20 protein-coding genes are annotated in these 13713 nt (G+C 69.6%); 9 read left to right on the top strand and 11 right to left on the bottom strand.

Features of this window, described 5'->3' with window-relative positions; all coding sequences use genetic code 11:
• The first annotated feature begins 77 nt into the window (after positions 1-77).
• The 4 genes from EYW40_RS15840 to EYW40_RS15855 all read left to right on the top strand — a co-directional run bounded on the left by EYW40_RS15840 (position 78) and on the right by EYW40_RS15855 (position 1070).
• On the top strand, positions 78-281 hold the full coding sequence (locus tag EYW40_RS15840; RefSeq protein WP_135822628.1) for a hypothetical protein: 204 nt from the start codon (positions 78-80) through the stop codon (positions 279-281).
• 95 nt (positions 282-376) lie between these two features.
• A complete protein-coding gene (locus tag EYW40_RS15845) occupies positions 377-658 on the top strand; it encodes a 50S ribosomal protein L37ae (RefSeq protein ID WP_135822629.1) in 282 nt (93 codons plus the stop codon).
• Positions 655-789 carry a DNA-directed RNA polymerase subunit P gene (locus tag EYW40_RS15850; protein ID WP_121817820.1) on the top strand — a complete coding sequence of 45 codons (135 nt, stop codon included), beginning with the start codon at positions 655-657 and terminating at the stop codon, positions 787-789. Before EYW40_RS15845 ends, EYW40_RS15850 begins: the two co-directional genes overlap by 4 nt.
• Before the next feature lie 2 nt (positions 790-791).
• Positions 792-1070: a KEOPS complex subunit Pcc1 gene (locus tag EYW40_RS15855; RefSeq protein WP_135822630.1), complete on the top strand. Its 279-nt coding sequence runs from the start codon at positions 792-794 to the stop codon at positions 1068-1070.
• Here EYW40_RS15855 and EYW40_RS15860 read toward each other — a convergent pair.
• Positions 1037-1429 (bottom strand): DUF7344 domain-containing protein, encoded by a 393-nt coding sequence (locus EYW40_RS15860; RefSeq protein ID WP_135822631.1) that lies wholly within the window; start codon positions 1427-1429, stop codon positions 1037-1039. The genes EYW40_RS15855 and EYW40_RS15860 overlap by 34 nt on opposite strands.
• Positions 1430-1540: 111 nt before the next feature.
• Here EYW40_RS15860 and EYW40_RS15865 point away from each other — a divergent pair, with 111 nt between their 5' ends.
• Positions 1541-1924, top strand: a complete 384-nt coding sequence (locus tag EYW40_RS15865) for a prefoldin subunit beta (RefSeq protein ID WP_135822632.1) — start codon at positions 1541-1543, stop codon at positions 1922-1924.
• Positions 1925-2161 carry a DUF3194 domain-containing protein gene (locus EYW40_RS15870; RefSeq protein WP_135822633.1) on the top strand — a complete coding sequence of 79 codons (237 nt, stop codon included), beginning with the start codon at positions 1925-1927 and terminating at the stop codon, positions 2159-2161.
• A 1-nt stretch (position 2162) separates the two neighbouring features.
• On the opposite strand, the gene EYW40_RS15875 is transcribed toward EYW40_RS15870, so the two are convergent.
• A complete protein-coding gene (locus EYW40_RS15875) occupies positions 2163-4019 on the bottom strand; it encodes a DUF2070 family protein (RefSeq protein WP_135822634.1) in 1857 nt (618 codons plus the stop codon).
• A gap of 32 nt (positions 4020-4051) precedes the next feature.
• Positions 4052-4603: a GMP synthase subunit A gene (locus EYW40_RS15880; protein ID WP_135822635.1), complete on the bottom strand. Its 552-nt coding sequence runs from the start codon at positions 4601-4603 to the stop codon at positions 4052-4054.
• A gap of 132 nt (positions 4604-4735) precedes the next feature.
• On the opposite strand from EYW40_RS15880, the gene EYW40_RS20075 reads away from it, so the two are divergent.
• A complete protein-coding gene (locus EYW40_RS20075; protein ID WP_202614570.1) occupies positions 4736-4876 on the top strand; it encodes a hypothetical protein in 141 nt (46 codons plus the stop codon).
• A gap of 9 nt (positions 4877-4885) precedes the next feature.
• On the opposite strand, the gene EYW40_RS15885 is transcribed toward EYW40_RS20075, so the two are convergent.
• Together EYW40_RS15885 and pan1 are read right to left on the bottom strand one after the other, a co-directional pair.
• Positions 4886-5626, bottom strand: coding sequence for a DICT sensory domain-containing protein (locus EYW40_RS15885; RefSeq protein WP_135822636.1), 741 nt, complete (start codon positions 5624-5626; stop codon positions 4886-4888).
• Positions 5627-5745: 119 nt separating this feature from the next.
• On the bottom strand, positions 5746-6960 hold the full coding sequence (pan1, locus tag EYW40_RS15890) for a proteasome-activating nucleotidase Pan1 (protein WP_135822637.1): 1215 nt from the start codon (positions 6958-6960) through the stop codon (positions 5746-5748).
• A 184-nt stretch (positions 6961-7144) separates the two neighbouring features.
• Between pan1 and EYW40_RS15895 the strand changes: the two genes are divergently transcribed.
• Positions 7145-7414 (top strand): MarR family transcriptional regulator, encoded by a 270-nt coding sequence (locus EYW40_RS15895; RefSeq protein WP_135822638.1) that lies wholly within the window; start codon positions 7145-7147, stop codon positions 7412-7414.
• Positions 7415-7429: 15 nt separating this feature from the next.
• On the opposite strand, the gene EYW40_RS15900 is transcribed toward EYW40_RS15895, so the two are convergent.
• A complete protein-coding gene (locus tag EYW40_RS15900; protein WP_135822639.1) occupies positions 7430-8308 on the bottom strand; it encodes an alpha/beta fold hydrolase in 879 nt (292 codons plus the stop codon).
• Positions 8305-8757 carry a DUF5804 family protein gene (locus tag EYW40_RS15905; RefSeq protein ID WP_135822640.1) on the bottom strand — a complete coding sequence of 151 codons (453 nt, stop codon included), beginning with the start codon at positions 8755-8757 and terminating at the stop codon, positions 8305-8307. The genes EYW40_RS15900 and EYW40_RS15905 overlap by 4 nt, the downstream gene beginning before the upstream one ends.
• An 85-nt stretch (positions 8758-8842) precedes the next feature.
• Between EYW40_RS15905 and EYW40_RS15910 the strand changes: the two genes are divergently transcribed.
• On the top strand, positions 8843-9403 hold the full coding sequence (locus EYW40_RS15910) for a metal-dependent hydrolase (RefSeq protein WP_135822641.1): 561 nt from the start codon (positions 8843-8845) through the stop codon (positions 9401-9403).
• Positions 9404-9422: 19 nt separating this feature from the next.
• Here EYW40_RS15910 and EYW40_RS15915 read toward each other — a convergent pair whose 3' ends face one another.
• From EYW40_RS15915 to cyaB, 4 genes are all read right to left on the bottom strand, one after another.
• Complete coding sequence (locus EYW40_RS15915; RefSeq protein WP_135822642.1) at positions 9423-10604, bottom strand: tRNA sulfurtransferase; 1182 nt, start codon at positions 10602-10604, stop codon at positions 9423-9425.
• Positions 10605-10662: 58 nt separating this feature from the next.
• Positions 10663-11706 carry an ATP-binding protein gene (locus EYW40_RS15920; RefSeq protein WP_135822643.1) on the bottom strand — a complete coding sequence of 348 codons (1044 nt, stop codon included), beginning with the start codon at positions 11704-11706 and terminating at the stop codon, positions 10663-10665.
• Between the two features lie 108 nt (positions 11707-11814).
• Positions 11815-13020, bottom strand: coding sequence for a methionine adenosyltransferase (locus EYW40_RS15925; protein WP_135822644.1), 1206 nt, complete (start codon positions 13018-13020; stop codon positions 11815-11817).
• Positions 13021-13108: 88 nt separating this feature from the next.
• Positions 13109-13648: a class IV adenylate cyclase gene (gene cyaB / locus EYW40_RS15930; RefSeq protein WP_135822645.1), complete on the bottom strand. Its 540-nt coding sequence runs from the start codon at positions 13646-13648 to the stop codon at positions 13109-13111.
• Between the last annotated feature and the right edge of the window lie 65 nt (positions 13649-13713).

Here is a 13713-nt window from a genome sequence, read left to right on the forward strand (position 1 = left end):
TCGTGGCCCCGCCGACTTGACGGCGACACGAGGCGAACCCCCGACGCTTTTCACCGGTAATGAGATATAATTAGGCGATGGTCACCCGCTACGACGCCGTGCTGGCCGCCATCCCGGCCGTCGCCGTGACCGGCGTGGTGCTTCACGCCGGCGTTCGAGCGCTCGATTCGACGGTCGGACTGACGGGGTCGCCCGCGCAGTACCCGCTGTGGATCGGCGGGTTCCTCGCCGCGCTCGCGCTCATCGCCCACGAGATGGTAACGTTCCCGGTCGAGGAGTGAGAGCACCCGCTACGACCGCCGGGCGGGGGCGCGCGAGCGTCGCGCGAGCCTGACTCGTAGGGTTTATCTGCCCGCTCGGGCTACGTGTCGTTACTATGGCCGAAGACGGACCACGAAACACCGGCAGTGCCGGGCGGTTCGGGGCGCGCTACGGTCGCGTCTCCCGACGCCGCGTCTCCGAGATCGAGGCGGACATGAACGACGACCACGCCTGCCCCGACTGCGGCGCGGAGGCCGTCGACCGGCAGGGAACCGGGATCTGGCAGTGCGGCAAGTGCGGCTACAAGTTCGCCGGCGGTACCTACCGCCCGCAGACGCCGGGCGGCCGCACCGTCACCCGGTCGATCCGCGCGGCGCTGGGCGAAGAGGACGAATGAGCTACAAGTGTTCCCGCTGTAAGCGCGACGTCGAACTCGACGAGTACGGCGGGGTCCGGTGTCCGTACTGCGGGCACCGGGTGCTGCTGAAGGAGCGGAGCCGCGACGTCAAGGAAGTCGACGTCCGCTGAGCGTGCCCGCGTTCGTCCACGACGCGACGTTCACGTTCGACTACGATTCTGCGGCACGCGCACGAACCGTCGAGCGCAGCGTCCGTCAGGAGGTGGGGGAGATAGACGGCGACCGGTCGGCCGCCGCGGTGTCGCGGGACGGGGCGACCGTGACCGTCACCGTCGAGGCGGCCGACCCGGTCGCGCTCAGGGCGGGGATAAACACCTGGCTCTCGCTGGTCGACGTGGCCGAGCGCGTCGCCGCGGGTCAGGCGTCGTCGTCCCGGGCCGCGTCGAGGTAGCGCTCCAGCGTCTCCGAACCGCGATAGCGAACGACGCCGTCGGACTCGTCGTAGTCGACGACCCCCGCGTCCGCCAACTGCGGGAGATGTGAGTGGTGTAACGCGGTCGCGACCCGCTCCTCGTGGCCGCGTGGCGGCGCGAGCCCGGCCGACTCCCAGTCGACGACCGCCTCGACGAGCGCGTCGAACCGGACGGGGCCGTCGGCGTCAGCGAGGCGGTAGAGGGCGGCCCTGCGGCGTCGGTCCGCCAGGAGTTCGAAGATAGTGGTGGCCGTGAGGGGATCCGACCCATCGCCCCGCAGGAACGACCCGCGTGGACCGTCGCCGGCCGGACCTCCCGAGAGAAAGTCACCAGACATGTACGCTCCCTTTGACAAATATCCGATTTAAGACTGCCGGTCGGATCGGACCGGCGTCGCCGACCGACCGTAAAGCGGGGGTTTTTCAATGCGGGGCACGACCCAACGCGTATGCAGGGTAATCTACCGCCGGAAGCCCAGGAGAAACTCGAGGAGCTACAGGACCTGCAGGAGACGGCCCAGCAGGTCGCCGTTCAGAAAAACGAGGCCGAGAGCCAGCTGACGGAGGCACAGAACGCGCTCAACGAGCTCGACGACATCGACGCGGACACGCAGATGTACCGCGAGGTCGGCGAACTGCTCGTCGCCACCGACTACGACGAGGCCCAGGAAGACTTAGACGAGAAGGTCGACAGCCTGGAGATCCGCGTCGAGACCCTCGAAAAGCAGGAGGAGCGCGTCCAGGAGCAGTTCGAGGAGCTGCAGGGCGAGCTCCAGCAGATGCTCGGCGGCGCGGGCGGCGGCGGTCCGATGGGCGGCCCCGGCGGCGCGTAGATGCCGACCGACGACGAGGTCGTTCGGACCGCAGCCGACGCGGCCGAAGAGGTCGTTTTTTCGCGGCTCGACAACGGCGAGGTCGACGACCTGGACGTGACGGTGACGTTCGAGGACGGCGTCCTCGAAGTGGACGTGTACGTCCACGCGCCGGACGCCGAGGCCGACGAGAAACGCGTCGCCGACGACGCGGCGCTGGCCGCCCGCGGCGCGGTCGACGACCTGTTCGACGAGTAGCTCAGGAAAGGAGGAAGACGATGGCGCTGACGACCATCGCGGTGAGCGTCGTGGCGGCCGCGAGGCCGCCGCCCATCGACACCATCGCGTTCGCGGTGCTGGCGAGCGTCTCCGTGCGGTCGTTGCCGAACACGGTGACGGCTGCCCGTTCGCTCGCCACGCCCGCCTCGACCGGTTCGACGTCCGCGACCGCTTCCTCCACCAGGTCGTTTATCACGGCGAGCAGCGCGTCCCCGTCTATCGCCTCGCCGACCTGGTTGGTCGCCTCGACCTGATTGACGACGTGGGTGTCGGTCGTCAGCACCTCGACCCGGTCGACGCCCTCGACCCCGTCGACGAGGCGGTCACGGAGGCCGGGTTCCATGTTGTTCCCGTCGACCAGCACGTACGCCGTCCGCTGGTCGTCGACCTCGAAGACGGCGACCCGGACGCCCAGCGGACCGACCCCGTCGGTCGGCTCCCACTCCGTCGGGTCCCAGGCGACGCCGACCCGGAGGGGGTGGCGCTCGGCGTCCGCGAGCGCGTCGCCCGCCCGCCCGGCCGCGGTCTGGGTGTCGAACGCGCGCTCGCTCCCCGGCGTGACGTGGCCCAGGTCCTCGCCCTGGAGGCCGTTGTTGCTGTTGTGCGCGTCGGCGAGCAACACGTCGTCGATGCCGCCGGAGCGAGCCTCCGCGGCGGCGGCGAGGCCGACCGCGTAGGCGACGTCGTCGGCGTACCCCGGGGCGTAGGTCACCGCCGAGAGCATGTCGTCGCCGACCGCCTGGGCCAGCACCGAGGCGTCGCCCTCCGAGACCCGCACGCTGCGGGTCGCGCGGTCGGTGTACTCCAGCCCCGCGGCCGCGCGCTCCGCGGCGTCCAGCACGGTGTCGACCTCCCGCTCGGTGACGAGGTTGAAGTCGTGGCCGGCGGTGGCGTGGGGCGGGAACGCGAGGCCGTCGGCCTCCTCGGCGACGCGGACGGGGAGGTTGCCGCCGCCGATCTCCCCCATCGGCCCGGGGTGGATCATCGGCAGGACGAAGCGGGCCTTCTCCTCGCCGTCCGGCCGGCGGAGCGAGCAGACCGTCACCGGGACGACGGCCTCCTCGCCGATCTCCTCGAAGAAGTCCTCCAGTTCGCGGGTGCCATCCGCGATGTGGCCGATGAACCCGCCGAGGAAGTCGAGCACGCTCACGCCGAGGCTCCGCTGCCACGGCCGGTCGATGATGCGGACGAACGCGTACACCGCGGTGCCGTACACGACACAGACCGCGGCCAACACGCCGAAGTCGGCGGGCACCACGACGTTCAGCGCCGCCGGGGCCTGCTCCTGCCGCGAGAGGAAGGCGTCGATCACCGCGCCCTCGACGACGATGTAGCGCATCGTCCCGCTGTAGACGAAAAGCAGCACGGCCGCCGCCACCGTCTGCACGCTCGCGGGTACGGCCGCGACGAGGACGCCGTGGCGGGACACCGCCATCACGACGAGCAGGCGGAACGCGAAGATGCCGGCCAGCGCCGCGAGGAAGGCGTCGAACACGAAGTTCTGCCCGAGCGGCGTCAGCGCCGCGAGGAGGCCCGCGCCGACGAGAGTGACCACGACGAACACCTCGCAGACGAGGGCCAGCAGCGACGACCGGTTCGGCGTGAGCTGCCCGCCCAGCCGGCGGTCGATGCTGCTGGTCAGCAGCCCCGCAGCGAGGGTCGGGATACCGATGTAGAACAGGCCCTGCCAGGCGTCCTCCAGTACGTAGGTGGTGTCGAAGACGCCCAGCCCCGTGACCGCCGCGACCAGCAGCGCGAACGCCGCCGACGTCGGCCACCGCGGCGCTCGGAAGACGAAGCGCGAGAGGCTTGCCAGGTCGCCCTGGGTCGCTGTCATTGAGTCCGGGTTCGCAGCCCGGTAAGGTAAAGTTAGGCCTCGCAGATCCGCCGGAAGTTCTCGAGCAGCTCCTCGCCCTCCTCGGTGTGGGCGACCTCGGGGTGCCACTGGACGCCGTAGAGGTCCCGGTCCGTGTCGCTCATCGCCTCGACGTCACAGACGTCGCTCCGGCCGGTGAGATCGAACCCGTCGGGGAGTTCGGTGACCTCGTCGGCGTGGCTCGCCCACACCCGCGTCTCCGGGGCCAGCGACCCCGTGAGCGGGTCGTCCTCGTCGAGCACCTCGACGGTGACGTCGGCGTAGCCGCCGTACTCGCCGCTCCCGACGCTGCCGCCCAGCTCCTCGGCAATGAACTGCATGCCGAGACAGATGCCGAGCACGGGCACGTCGAGTTCCAGGTACTCCGCGCAGCGCCCGACGTCGTCCATGTCGGGACCGCCCGAGAGGACGACGCCGTCGGCGTCGACCTCGTCGGCGGGCGTGTCGTTGTCGACCATGTCGGTGTCGACCCCCATGTCCCGCAGCGCGCGCTGTTCGAGGTGCGTGAACTGTCCGTGGTTGTCAACCACGACGATCCGCGTCATTACGTCCCGATAGCCGCCCGGACGGTAAAAGCGGTCCGGAGTGTGCCGGCTCCGCACGGCGGCGAGAGCGCCTTCGACGGTCGGCCGCCCGCTCTCGGTACAACTATGGCACGCGAGCACGAGGGCCGAGGTATGACGAACCCCCTCGACGGCTTCGACCACCCCGCGTGGCGGACCGCGCTCGGCACCGGCGTCGGCTACGGCGTCATCCTCGTCGGCATGACGCTGCTGCTGTTCGGCCTGCCGTACCTCCTGTTTACCGCGCTGGGCTGAACGGCCGAGTCAGACGGTCGCGGCGGACGTCTGGAGCGTTTCGAGGCGGGCTATCGTGTCGTCGACGACCGCCGGGTCGTCGGACCAGAAGCCGTAGAACTCGTTCGGGCCCCGCTCCTGTGCCAGCAGGAGGCTCTTGTCGGCGTCGTCCCCGTCGCCGTCGTACGCCACCCACCAGTGGTCGACTATCTCGTCGGCGTCGCTGGCGTGCACCCGGAGCCCCAGGTCCTTCGCCGACGCGACGGTGTCGCCGTCGCCCGCGCCGTACACGTGGACGTCGAGCCCCTTCCGGCCGAGGTTCCGGTAGACGTTCCGCTGGAAGTCGATCTTCGAGAGGTCCTGAAAGCCGGCGTGGAGTTCCCCCTCGCCGACGTTCCACCCTCGGAATTCCACGATCCGCGAGGCGTGGATCATCCGCCGCTTGTCGTAGGACTCGAAGCGCGTCTCGGTCATCGACTCGACGACCGACGGCGGCGCCGTCCGGACGTTCGGGGTCTCGCCGCCCTGCCACCCCTCGACGTACTGCCGGAGGTCGCGCAGGGGGTCGGCGGCCAGGAACCGGCCGTCGGATTCGAGAACGACGACGTCCCGCGGCAGGCCGCTCTCGGTCCGGTCTATCGTCAGGTCCACCTCCTGGGAGGAGAAGTAGCTCGCGACCTCGTTCAGGTCGGCCCGCTCCCCGGTGAAGTTACAGATCCGTAGCGTCTTGTCGCTGGTCCCGGTGTCGTGAACGATCTCCGACAGCGTCATCTCATCTTACCAAGGGTTTATACGGCAAAACAGTACCGCCCCAAGCCGCGATTGCCGGCTCCCGCCCGCCACGCGAGCGACGGGGGATCCGGCGGACCGAAAATCGGACAGTCCCGGCGTCAGGCGAACGTCTTCGAGACGTCCTCCTCCTCGGACTCCGCCTGGATCTTCTCGTAGGCGTCCTCGAAGTCGGACTGGCGGATCTCGGTACGGTCGTCGCGGATGGCGAACATGCCGGCCTCCGTGCAGATCGCCTTCACGTCCGCGCCGCTTGCATCCTCGGCCATCTCGGCGAGCGCGGCGAAGTCGACGTCGTCGGCCGTGTTCATGTCGCGGGTGTGGATCTCGAAGATGATCTCGCGGCCCTCGTGGTCCGGCTTGGGCACCTCGATGAGGCGGTCGAAGCGGCCGGGGCGGAGGATCGCGCGGTCGAGCATGTCGAAGCGGTTGGTGGCGGCGATGATGCGGATCTCGCCGCGATCCTCGAAGCCGTCCATCTCCGAGAGCAACTGCATCATCGTGCGCTGGACCTCGGCGTCGCCGGAGGTCTTCGACTCCGTGCGCTTTGCCGCGATGGCGTCTATCTCGTCGATGAAGATGACGGCGGGTTCGTGGTCGCGGGCGACCTGGAACAGGTCACGGACCAGCTTCGCGCCCTCGCCGATGAACTTGTGGACGAGTTCGGAGCCGGCCATCTTGATGAACGTCGCGTCGGTCTCGTTGGCGACGGCCTTCGCGAGCATCGTCTTCCCCGTCCCGGGCGGGCCGTACAGCAGGACGCCGCTGGGCGGCTCGATGCCGACCTCGTCGAATGCACCGGGCTTGTTTAGCGGCATCTCGACGGTCTCGCGGACCTCCTGCATCTGTTCCTCGAGGCCGCCGATGTCGGCGTACGTGACGTCGGGGCTCTCGCTGACCTCCATCACACGGGCGCGGACGTCGGTCTCGTCGTCGAGCGTCTTGACGACCGAAAGCGAGTTGTTGACCGCGACCCGGCTGTCGGGCTCGATGTCGGTCCGCATCTCGTCGGTGACCTCGGTGAGGGCCTCCTGGTTGTTCCCGTGCTGTTTGATGATGACGCCCTCGTCGGTGACCTCCTGCACCGTCGCGACGAACAGCGGGGACTGCTTCAGCTTCTTGTTCTCGTGGGTGAGCCGCTCTAGCTTCTGCTGGTACTTGTTGTTCTCGGCGTTCGCGTCGAGGAGCTTGTCGCGCATCTCCTCGTTTTGGGTCTCGAGAACCTCCAGGCGCTCGCGTAACGCCTCGATCTTCTCCTGTTGGGACGTGTCCTCCTCGTCGTAGGGGAGGTCGACGTCTTCCACGGTGTCGGTCATCACCCCGGGATAAGGGGTTGTCTCATAAAAGCCTGCGGGTGGGGGCGATCCGAGGGCTTAAACCGCCGGAGACGACGGCTCTGCGGGCGGCGAGGTGAGGACGTCGGCGCGCTCGTCTAATTCATAATAGTAATATTTTGAAAGAGGAAATATTATTACCCTGTATTCACTATGGCGTTGTACGATGAGCGCATCAGAGCCAGCACGAGCCGAGGAGGCCGACGCCGCGGCGTCGTGGGACGACGTCCGCGACCTGCCGCCCAGCGCCAAACTCGTCGCCAAAGTCCTGGAGTACAACGACACCCTCACCCAGAGCCAACTCGCCGAGGAGACGCTGCTGCCGCCGCGGACCGTCCGGTACGCGCTGAACCGCCTCGAAGAGGTCGACGTGGTCGCGTCCCGCTTTTCCTTCTCCGACGCGCGAAAGCGCCTGTACACGCTCGACATCGAATAACCGTCCGTCCCCCGCTCACGCCGCGTCGGTCCGGTCGAGAAACGACGCGAGCGTCTCGTTGAAGCGCTCCGGCCGCTCCCGCGGCGGCCAGTGGCCGCAGTCCTCCAGCGTCGCGAGTTCGCCGTCGGGCACCCGGTCGGCGGCGCGCTCGGACCACGAGACGGGGACCAGCGGGTCGTCGCGGCCGTGGACGAACAGCGTCGGCGGCTTCAGCCCCGGGAGCGCCGACTCGAAGCTCGTGCGGACGCCGCCCGGCGAGAACTCGTGGCGGAGATAGGCGAGGAACTCGTCGCCGGCGTCCGACCGTCGAAGGCGCTCACGCACGTCCGCGACGAACTCGTCGTCGACCGCGTCGGCGTCGTACACGATGTTTCTGAGCGCCGTCCGTGCGCCGGCCGCGCTGCTGCCGAACGCCAGCCGTCCGAAGGCGTTGGCGAAGGGCGTATTGGCGAGGAGGTACGATCCGACCCCGCCCGGGATGGCGTCGGCGAGGCCGTAGCTGTCGACGAGCACGAGCCGGTCGACGCGGGCCGGGTCGTCGACGGCGACGGAGAGCGCCGCCGCGCCGCCCATCGAGATGCCGACGAGCGTCGCCGCGTCGAGGCCGACCGCGTCGAGGAACCCCGCCAGCGTCTCGGCGTACAGCTCGGTCGACGGCGTCGTGCCCGAGGGGTCGCTCTCGCCGTAGCCCGGCCAGTCGAGCGCGTACACCCGGTAGCGCTCCGCGAAATACGGCACCGCGTGCTTCCACGACACCGCGGCGTCGTCGACGCCGCCGCCGTGGAGGAAGACGAGCGGCGGCCCCTCGTCGCCCGCCCGGAGGAAGCGGATCCGCCGGCCGTCGACGGTGGCGTACAGCGAGTCGGCGGCGGGGACCGCCTCGCTTCGGATCATCGGCCGAACTCCCCCTCGGTGACGCGGACGGCGACCGTCTCCTCGACGTCCCGGAGGTCGTACTCGGGCACCTCGCCGTCGGTCCGCCGGACGAACAGCGGCTCGACGAGGCGGCCGCCGTCGACGCCGTACAGCCGGAGGAACTCGTCGGTCTCCTCGGGGGTCACCTCGTCGTTGCGCACCGCCTCCGCCAGGTCGCGGGAGAGCCACTCCGTCTCGCTGACGCTCGGGTCCCGGACGAGGGCGGCGTCGGCGTAGCGGACCAGATACCAGTTCAGGTCGTTCAGCAGCGACACGGCCGCCCCGACGGAGACGGTCGAGAGCGCGAGCGTGTTCTCGTACGGCTGCGTCAGGTCGTACGTCGAGAGCGCCTCGCGGGCCGTCTCCCGGGAGAGGAGTTCGAAGCGCAGGTCGACGTCGTCGGCGCCGACGAGACAGACGCGGGTCACTACCCCCAGTTCCGCCGCCGCCGGTAATGTGAATTTCGACTCGCCACCCCCGTCGGTTATCCCGATCACCGTCGTCGGGTCCGGTATGGTAGACGTGATGGGACACTTCGGGATGGCGCTGCTGTGGGCGGCCCCGGCCTGGATACTTTGGGACGGTCGCGTCAGCCTGGCGTTCGTCGGCTTCGCGCTCGTGACGGCGATGCTCCCCGACGTCGACCTCGTGTTGCGGTCGTTCACCCCGGTGACCCACCACGGCATCACGCACACGCTGGTGTTCGTGGTGACCGCGTCAGTCCTCACGGGCATCGCGGTGGAGTACGGCCTGCGGGACCGCCTCGACCGGTCGCTGCTCGGGCCGCGCGGGTACGAGGCGGCCCGCGGCGGCCTGTTTCTGTTCGCCACGGCCGGCCTGCTGGTCGGCGGGGTGAGCCACCTCTTCGCCGACACGCTGTCCACGCCCGACATCGCCGCCCCGCTGAACCCGTTCTGGCCGTTCTTCGACAGGCCGTACTCGATCGACCTGATCTGGTACAACTCGCCGTGGTGGAACGTCGGCCTCCTGTCGGTGGCGGTGGCGGTCCACCTCGTGCTGGCCTACCGGGACCTCCGGATCGACCACCCGTACACGATCGGGAGGCGAACGTGACCGCGTGAGCGGGCAGGTGTCAGTGCTCGACCCGCTCCGCCCGTTCTGCCGCCCGCTCGGCCCGCTCGAACAGGTCGTCGGGCTCCGCCCGGCGCAGCGGGTCGATCCGCGCGTTCGTCTCGGCCTGGTCCGGGGCGAAGCGGTTGCAGCCCGCGGGGATGGTCGAATCGCGGAACGTGCCGATCTCGCGGGCGCGCTCGACGATGTCCTGCTTGTCGAGCGTCAGCAGCGGCCGGTGGACGGGGAGGTCGGCCGCGCGGCTGGTGACGCCGAAGTTCCGCGCGGTCTGGCTCGACTTCTGGCCGATCGCCTCGCCCGTGACGAGCCCGTGTGCCCCCTCCATCTCGGCGATCCGCTCGCCGACGCGGTAGAGGAACCGGCGGAAGGCGAGCATCCGGCCCTGTTCCATCGTCCCGGCGAGCAGGGAAACGGTGTCGCCGCCGTCCACCCGGTAGGGCCGCAGGTCGAAGTTCGGCGCGAGGTCGGCGAGCGTGCGGACCGTCTCCATCGCGCGGGCCTCGTGGTCGGGGCCGCCGTAGTCGCCCAGGTCGACGTACACCGGGACCACCGGCGCGCCGCGTTTCATCGCCTCGTAGGCGGCCACCGGCGAGTCGATGCCGCCGCTCACCAGCGCCACGAGCGGTGCCTGGCTCCCGAGCGGCAGGCCGCCGGGGCCGGGGCGCTTTTCGAGGAAGACGAAGGCGTCGCCGTCCTCGCGACACTCCACGAAGAACGTCAGGTCGGGGTCGTCGAGGTCAACCTCGGGGTCGAACTCGTCGGCGACGGCCTCCCACACCGCGCGGCCGCCGAATTCCTCGACGTCCTCGCTCGTGAACGGCAGCGAGTCGCCGGCCCGGCGGGCGGCGACCGCGAACGTCCCGCCGTCGTACCGCTCGCGGGCCGTCCGGGCGAGCGCATCCGTGATGGCGTCGCGCTCGGCCGGAACGACGAGCGCGGGGCTCGCGGAGACGACGCCGAACGCGTCCGTCGCGGCGTCGGCCGCCGCCTCGACGGTCTCCGGGGTGGCGTGGACCAGCGGCCGCGTCCAGCGGTGCTCCACGTCGGCGTCGACGCCGCGGTCGGCCAGGAGCGCCTCGATGTTCGCCACGAGGCGTCGCTCCATGTCGCGCTGGACGCTCCCGCTCTTCTGGTTGACGTCGCCGTGGCGCACGACCACGGTGTCCGCTCCCGGCGGCTTCATGACCGCGGGTTGACGGTGGGGGGATAAACAGGCTTCGGGCGCGGGCCGACAGTCGAGGTCAGTCCGCCTTCCGGAGTTCGACGGTGAAGACCGCCCCGGTCGGCTCGTTGTCGGCGACGCGAACGCTCCCGCCGTACTCGGTGAGCAGCGACTCGACGAGGTGGAGCCCGATGCCGCTGCCGTGGCTCTCGGGGCCCCTCTCGCACTTGCCGAAGATCGCGTCCTTCCGCGCGTCGGGGATTCCGGGGCCGTCGTCGGCGACGTGGACGGCCACGCTCCCCGCCCGGTCCTCGAACGATATCTCGACGGTCGGCTCGTCGCGGTCGTTGTGCAACACGGCGTTGTTCAGGACGTTCCTGAACACCGACGACAGCATCTCGTCGGCCATCACGTCGACCGCGGGGATCTCGCCGGTGATCACGAACTCCGCCTCGGGGTACATCTCGCGGCGGCGCTCCAGTTCGTGGCGCAGCGTCGCACGGAGGTCCTGCGGCCCGACGCGGACCCCCTCGTCGTCGGTGATCGACTCTCCGTACTCCCGGGCGACCTCGGTGAGTTCGACGACGTGTTCGCCGGTCCGGACGATCTTCGACAGGGGCTCTTCGCCGGCCTCGTCGACGTGGTCCCCGAGGACGTCCGCCCACCCGAGGATGATGTTCATGTCGTTCCGGATGTCGTGGCGGACGACCTGGTTCAGCGCTTCGAGTTCGCGCTCGCGTCGCTTCTGGTCGGTGATGTCCGTCGAGATGCCGATGATCTCGGCGAGTTCCCCGCCGTCGCGGATCGGGACGTGCTGCGTCTGGACCCAGCGGATCGCCCCGTCGGCGTCGAGGATGCGGGCGACGTACGACGACCTGGAGACGTCCTCCGGCGGCTGTCGGATGGCCGCCCTGACCCGGTCGCGGTCGGCGGGGTGGATGGTCTCGATCAGGCGGTCGACGTCGGTCTCGATCTCCGCTGCCGGGATCCCCCAGATGTCCTCGAACCCGGCGCTGATGTAGTCGAACTCCCCCGGTTCGGAGACGGTCCAGACCGCGACGTCACCGAGGTGGTCCACCAGGGACCGAAAATCGCTTCGCGTACCGAGGGCCGAGTTCTTCATGCCCGGTAAACTGTCGGAGAGACAATAACTGCTTTGGCGGCTCTTGCGGGTAGCCGCTCGGCCGATCCGTCGCGTTCGGACACACCGGCCCGAGGGAGGAGTCGCCGTTCAGAACGTCGACAGTTCGCCCTCGATGACGCGCTCGGTCACGTCCGTGACGGCGGCCAGTTCCTCGTCGACGATGGCGGCCACGTCGTCCTCGATGTCGGCGACCGTGACGCCGTCCTCCGGCACGACGTCCACGTCGGCGACGTGTGGCTGGTCGATGGGGCGGCCGATCTGGCTGAGCAGGCGCACTCGCAGGTCGCGGATGCCGTCGACCTCGGCGACGACGCTCTCGGCGATCCGGGTCGACAGCAGGTTGTAGATCTTCCCGATGTGGTTGACGGGGTTCTTGCCGCTGGTCGCCTCCATGCTCATCGAGCGGTTCGGCGTGATGAGGCCGTTGGCGCGGTTGCCCCGCCCCACGGAGCCGTCGTCGCCCTGCTCGGCGCTGGTGCCGGTCGTCGTGAGGTAGATGGAGCCGTCCTCGTAGTCGTCGGCGGTGTTGACGTGGACCGAGACGTCGCGGTCGGTGTAGTCGGCCGCGAGCGCCTCGACGTGGTCGCGGATCCCCTCGACCGCCGCGTCGTACTCCTCCAGGTCCGCGACGTGGCTGTCGACGATGGCCGCGGCGACGGTGACGTCGATGTGGTCGCCCTGGCGCTTGCCCATGATCTTCACGTCCGGGCCGACCGCGGGGTTGGCCTCGGCGTAGTCGCCGGTGAGGCTCCGCTCGGCGTTGAGGACGATCCGCTCGGTCTCGGTCAGGGGCGCGTGGCCGACGCCGAAGGAGGTGTCGTTGGCCATCGGCACGGTCCGCCCCTCCTCGCCGAACACCTCCTGGAGGTCGCCGCTGCCCTCGCCGAGTTTCACGTCGAGGATGATGTCGGTGCCCACGTCGAGTTCGGGGAAGTTCTCGGAGAGGTACTCGCGGGCGGCCCGGAGCGCGATGGTCTCGGCGGGGATGCGCGTGCCCTCGTACTCCTTGGTCGCGCGGCCGACGATGAGGAGGTAGATCGGGTCGATGACCTCGCCGCCGCCGAACTCTGGGGCCGCGGTGCCGGCGACCAGTTGGGTCTCGTCGGTGTTGTAGTGCAACACCTTGCCGACGCGGTCGATGTACTCGCGGGCCAGCGCGCCCGAGACGCTCTCGGCGATGCCGTCGCAGATGGAGTCGGGATGCCCGAGGCCCTTCCGCTCGACGATCTCCACTTCCTGGTCCTCGACTGCCCGCCGGTCGATGGACTCGACCGCGATGTTCCGCTCGCTCATTGCCGGACGTACTTGTTTGGAGGTTCTATAACTTGCGGAAACCCCCGTCGGCGGGAAAATGCCGTTGAGTAATGCGAACGACGGGAGATCAGCCGAGGAGGAGTCCGAGGTAGGACGTCCGGATCCCCTCGTCCGGGTCCAGTCCGAGGCGGTCGAGCAGGTCGAACGCCCCCTCGCGGGCGGCGTCGACGCCCGCCTCGTCGGTCTCGGTCTCGACCTCGACGAACTCGCCGAGCCCATCGACCGCGTCGAGCGTGACGACGTAGTCGCCGACCGCGTAGCGCTCCCGCTCCTTGCGGACGGTCGCCGCCGGGTCGAAACCCAGTCCGTCGAGGACGGCGGCCATCGTCTCGCCGTCAGCGACGCCCGTCTCGAACTCCTCGCGAGTCTTCGACGCGTCGTCGACGAGCGGCCCCTTGTACGTGACCCGCGCCTCGCAGTCGTCGGCGTCGGCCGGCCGCTCCCGGCGGATCCGCAGCGCCTCGTCGGTCGCCGCGAAGTCCCGGTGGGGCGCGTCGTAGTAGGTGTCTTCCTGCACGACCCTGCCGACGCGTTCGCCCCCGATATCGCCGAGCCGGTCCCGGACGGCGTCGTGGTCGGCCCGGACCTTCACCTCCACCTCGTACATGCACGGGCGGACGCCGACCCGCCGGATAAGCGTGACCGTTTCAGCCGGGAGCGGCCTCCGCGCGG

Source organism: Halostella litorea, from assembly GCF_004785955.1.
GTDB lineage: Archaea > Halobacteriota > Halobacteria > Halobacteriales > Natronoarchaeaceae > Halostella > Halostella litorea.

Bases quoted from the DNA above. Each gene is read 5' to 3' on its own strand.
- EYW40_RS15870 (WP_135822633.1), top strand. From the start codon at position 1,925: ATGCCGACCGACGACGAGGTCGTTCGGACCGCAGCCGACGCGGCCGAA.
- EYW40_RS15885 (WP_135822636.1), bottom strand. From the start codon at position 5,626: ATGACGCTGTCGGAGATCGTTCACGACACCGGGACCAGCGACAAGACG.
- EYW40_RS15880 (WP_135822635.1), bottom strand. From the start codon at position 4,603: ATGACGCGGATCGTCGTGGTTGACAACCACGGACAGTTCACGCACCTC.
- EYW40_RS15895 (WP_135822638.1), top strand. From the start codon at position 7,145: ATGAGCGCATCAGAGCCAGCACGAGCCGAGGAGGCCGACGCCGCGGCG.
- pan1 (WP_135822637.1), bottom strand. From the start codon at position 6,960: ATGACCGACACCGTGGAAGACGTCGACCTCCCCTACGACGAGGAGGAC.
- EYW40_RS15840 (WP_135822628.1), top strand. From the start codon at position 78: ATGGTCACCCGCTACGACGCCGTGCTGGCCGCCATCCCGGCCGTCGCC.
- EYW40_RS15920 (WP_135822643.1), bottom strand. From the start codon at position 11,706: ATGAAGAACTCGGCCCTCGGTACGCGAAGCGATTTTCGGTCCCTGGTG.
- EYW40_RS20075 (WP_202614570.1), top strand. From the start codon at position 4,736: ATGACGAACCCCCTCGACGGCTTCGACCACCCCGCGTGGCGGACCGCG.
- EYW40_RS15925 (WP_135822644.1), bottom strand. From the start codon at position 13,020: ATGAGCGAGCGGAACATCGCGGTCGAGTCCATCGACCGGCGGGCAGTC.
- EYW40_RS15875 (WP_135822634.1), bottom strand. From the start codon at position 4,019: ATGACAGCGACCCAGGGCGACCTGGCAAGCCTCTCGCGCTTCGTCTTC.
- cyaB (WP_135822645.1), bottom strand. From the start codon at position 13,648: ATGTACGAGGTGGAGGTGAAGGTCCGGGCCGACCACGACGCCGTCCGG.
- EYW40_RS15845 (WP_135822629.1), top strand. From the start codon at position 377: ATGGCCGAAGACGGACCACGAAACACCGGCAGTGCCGGGCGGTTCGGG.
- EYW40_RS15910 (WP_135822641.1), top strand. From the start codon at position 8,843: ATGGTAGACGTGATGGGACACTTCGGGATGGCGCTGCTGTGGGCGGCC.
- EYW40_RS15900 (WP_135822639.1), bottom strand. From the start codon at position 8,308: ATGATCCGAAGCGAGGCGGTCCCCGCCGCCGACTCGCTGTACGCCACC.
- EYW40_RS15860 (WP_135822631.1), bottom strand. From the start codon at position 1,429: ATGTCTGGTGACTTTCTCTCGGGAGGTCCGGCCGGCGACGGTCCACGC.
- EYW40_RS15850 (WP_121817820.1), top strand. From the start codon at position 655: ATGAGCTACAAGTGTTCCCGCTGTAAGCGCGACGTCGAACTCGACGAG.
- EYW40_RS15915 (WP_135822642.1), bottom strand. From the start codon at position 10,604: ATGAAGCCGCCGGGAGCGGACACCGTGGTCGTGCGCCACGGCGACGTC.
- EYW40_RS15865 (WP_135822632.1), top strand. From the start codon at position 1,541: ATGCAGGGTAATCTACCGCCGGAAGCCCAGGAGAAACTCGAGGAGCTA.